This is a genomic window from Bacillus sp. LK2, from assembly GCF_001043575.1.
Lineage (GTDB): Bacteria > Bacillota > Bacilli > Bacillales > Bacillaceae_G > Bacillus_A > Bacillus_A paramycoides.
This window is the reverse complement of the sequence record NZ_LDUK01000098.1, coordinates 1-3,781: the sequence shown is the minus strand read 5'-3', so window position 1 is coordinate 3,781 and position 3,781 is coordinate 1. Positions and strand designations below refer to the sequence as shown.

The window sequence follows — 3,781 nt, the reverse complement described above, 5'->3', positions numbered from 1 at the left end:
TATTTCCCTATATCTCCACTTTTGAGATTGAATATTTATCTTCCATAAAAAAGTTTGATCATTTTTGTGATCTTTCCGCCATTAAAGCACCCGTTTCTTGAATAACTATAGGTTTACCTCATATTTATCTCGTCCTACATCAACATAGGATTTTAATCAAACTTTTTTACATATTATCAATCTTTTTTTTAAACAATCAGGCTTTTTGAAATTATAAAGACCTAAAATGAAAAAAGTTAGATAAATTAAGAGACCCGTTACTTTAAGTACATTTATTCACAATTCTCTTCTTTTAAACAAATTTCGATGAATGCAAAAATATTCTTTGCCTCAATAGCACGCCTTCCCCAGTCATGGTAATAGTATACAACTTGTCCTGAAACCCCAACTTTAGATGGATCTGTATCAATGCAAAGATAATCCCCGCCACCATTTTCTGCAATTGGAATCCACTTAGAATTCCAAAGAGCTGGTTTAAGCTCTATTTCAATATCTGGCTCTAAATCATCATCAGGATCGAATTCTTCCTGTAAAAATTTCCAATTATTAATAATTTCAGAAGTAGGGGACAAAGTCAAATTCCTTACAAATGGATTCACCCCGGGTTCCCAGGTTTGTCCGTTATACACTCTGTAAAAGCTTTTCATTTCTTCAGGGAGTGTAACCCCCAGTGTATCCTCAATAAGTTGAAACTCTTTATCACTTGCACCTGGCTGAAGATTTAATGATTCTTTAAAGTTATCTTCAGAATTTGATCCTCTTTCGATAATACGTTGCCACAACCATTCAGCTTGATTTATCATGCTATTTATCCTCCTCTTACGTCTCAAACATAATACCTTCACTACAGGATTGTTTAGTAAATTTTAATCTTATTCAAAATCAAATTCTCATTTCTTCTTACACAAATAAATTTCACCATAAAAATCTATTGTTCTTGTTCAACTATCCTATGTTGTTGTAGTAATAATACATATTGAACTATATTTTCAATATCTGTATAACTAATCTAATATGTATCAGAAAAAAGGATATATGCTCATATGTTGAACATAATAACCTCTTATTAGTTTAGTCTATTTAATTTATAAATTATCAAACTTTGTTTTAAAGTCATACTTACTTGTTAATCTACTCTTGTTTTCTCTTCTCTAGGGTCTAAGTATATTTTATCCTTGTATATGATGACTTTAAACGTGTCACCCCTCTTTACCCTATCGAACACTTCTTGTTCAACTAGAACTGCATTATACTTATGGTCTGCGAAATGTATAACTCGTTTATTGGGTATATGGAAGATTGATTTGTTTGTAGCTCAATTTCTACCTTACCTTCTACCTATTTTCCGTTTTGAAATCGGTGATACTCCCAATACCCCTCGACTGCTTTCCAACCTAAACAGAAGATGATTATACCTATGAAAGTTAGAAGGATACGTTTTCTTTTCCTCTTCTTCTCTTCCTTTGTCTTCGGCTTAGTTTCGATAATCTCAGTTGTTCGAACCATACCTAAGAGTTCTTTTATTTCTTCAATTTCTTCTTTTAAGTTCTCTAACCCTTCCTCGTCTTCTACCATTTCATACAGGTTTTCTGATACAAAACGCATGTTAGGATAATTTACTAGATAGTCTTCTAAGTCTTCTTCCTCTATATCGAATTTTTAATGTACACTTCCGTCTTCATCAACGATTCGAATGTGAACATTTTCTTCTTTCTCCGTCATCTGATCTACCCCTCTTAGAACAACCACTTTCTTAACTATATAAATACCGGAATATCCTTATTTCTATCATACAGGATAAAAAGTATAAATTCTTAATTAATACCATTTTTTAAAGATCTATTTTATTTTTAAAATGACTTTATTATTTTATAACAACTTTATTATTCGTGAACATATGTCTCCGCTTTTGTCATTAGAAATGGAGATATAGGGGAGCGCTTTTGAAAAATTACTGATTCTATTTTATGTACAGCATATCACTACCTTAATCTTCTTTGTAATATAGGGGAATATCCCTATTTCTATAATTAGATATTTCCCTATATCTCCGCTTTTGTTATTAGAAATGGAGGCATAGGGGGGCGCCTTTGAAAAATTACTGATTCTATTTTATGTATAGCATATCACTACTTTAATCTTCTCTGTAATTTGAAAATATCCCTATTTCTATAATTAGATATTTCCCTATATCTCCGCTTTTGTTATTAGAAATGGAGGCATAGGGGGGCACCTTTGAAAAATTACTGATTCTATTTTATGTACAGCATATCACTACTATAACCTTCTTTGTAATATAGATATATCCCTATTTCTATAATTAGATATTTCTCTATATCTCTACTCTTGTTACCAGAAATGGAGGTATAGGGAGCGCTTTTGAAAAATTACTGATTCTATTTTATGTATAGCATATCACTACTTTAATCTTCTTTGTAATTTGGAAATATCCCTATTTCCATACATCCACTATCAAAAATATTGAAATAGGTCATGGTCATCAAGTTACGCTTATGCAACTTCGATTATAGGAAAGGTTGTTTTTTTTAAGCCCCAAAACAAAAAAATTTGTACAGTTCACCTGAAGATGTCAATTTACTCGTTTTAGGATCTTTGCTTTTCTTAGCTTAATGAGCTTGGAATGAAGGGCTATATTGAAAATATCCCTATTTCTATAATTGGATATTTCCCTACATCCGCTATCAAAAATATTGAAATAGGTCATGGTCATCAAGTTACGCCTATGCAACATCAATTATAGGAAAGGTTGTTTCTTTTTTAAAAAGCCCCAAAACAAAAAAAATTGTACAGCTCACCTAACAATATCCATTCTCTCGTTTTGGGATATTTGCTTTTCTTAGCTTGATGGGCATGGGATATGGGGATATAAGGACTTTTTCAAAAATGAATGGAGTGGTATAAATGATAGATTCTATTGCATGTACCACATATCACTGCTATAATTTACTTTTAGAAATAGGGAAATATCCCTATTTCTAAAAGTAGATACTTCCCTATTTCTATAATTCTTTTACTAAAATATAGAAGTAGGGATATAGAGGACTTTTTCAAATAATAAATGGAGTGGTATAAATGGCTATTACAATTACTGTTGGGAACTACAAAGGTGGCGTTGGTAAAACCACTAATGCTGTATTAAACTCTTATGAATTCGCAAAAAAGGGGAAACGAACTTTACTCGTTGACCTTGATCCACAGAGTAATGCAACAAAATCTCTAATGTTAACAAAATCTATCCTTAATCCTGACGAACAGGTAACTTTAAATAAAACATTAATGAAAGGAATTCAAGAGGGGAATTTAGATGGATTAGAAGTTGAAATAATGGAAAATTTACATTTAATTCCTTCTTATGTTGATTTTCAAGATTTCGCAAAATTTCTATATAAATCGTGTTCTTCGGAAGAAGAAGAAGATTTCTACTTTAAGGGATTACTTGAGAAAATAAAACATAAATACGATTACATATTTATCGATGTTCCACCTATGTCAATTGAAGTCACAAAAAATGCAGTTGTAGCTTCTGATTATGTTCTTATAACTCTACAAACACAAGAACGTTCTCTTACTGGTGCGGAAAACTACATTAACCAACTAGTAAAATTAAAAGAGCAATATAATCTTGATATTGAAGTTGTAGGTATTCTTCCAGTGCTATTAAAAAATAATGGCAAAGTGGATGAATACATTATGGAAAATGCTCGTGAAATTTTTGGTGAAGAAAACCTATTTAAAAATATCGTTCCACAGATGGAACGTA

3 protein-coding genes are annotated in these 3,781 nt (G+C 31.3%); 1 reads left to right on the top strand and 2 read right to left on the bottom strand.

What is annotated here, in order from left to right; all coding sequences use genetic code 11:
- Positions 1-272: 272 nt before the first annotated feature.
- Together VK90_RS27240 and VK90_RS27235 are read right to left on the bottom strand one after the other, a co-directional pair.
- Complete coding sequence (locus VK90_RS27240; protein ID WP_048376726.1) at positions 273-803, bottom strand: SMI1/KNR4 family protein; 531 nt, start codon at positions 801-803, stop codon at positions 273-275.
- A gap of 535 nt (positions 804-1,338) precedes the next feature.
- Positions 1,339-1,605 carry a hypothetical protein gene (locus tag VK90_RS27235; RefSeq protein ID WP_048376723.1) on the bottom strand — a complete coding sequence of 89 codons (267 nt, stop codon included), beginning with the start codon at positions 1,603-1,605 and terminating at the stop codon, positions 1,339-1,341.
- Positions 1,606-3,093: 1,488 nt separating this feature from the next.
- Here VK90_RS27235 and VK90_RS27230 point away from each other — a divergent pair.
- Positions 3,094-3,781 (top strand): ParA family protein (locus tag VK90_RS27230; RefSeq protein ID WP_048376721.1); only part of this gene is annotated, 688 nt, incomplete at its 3' end.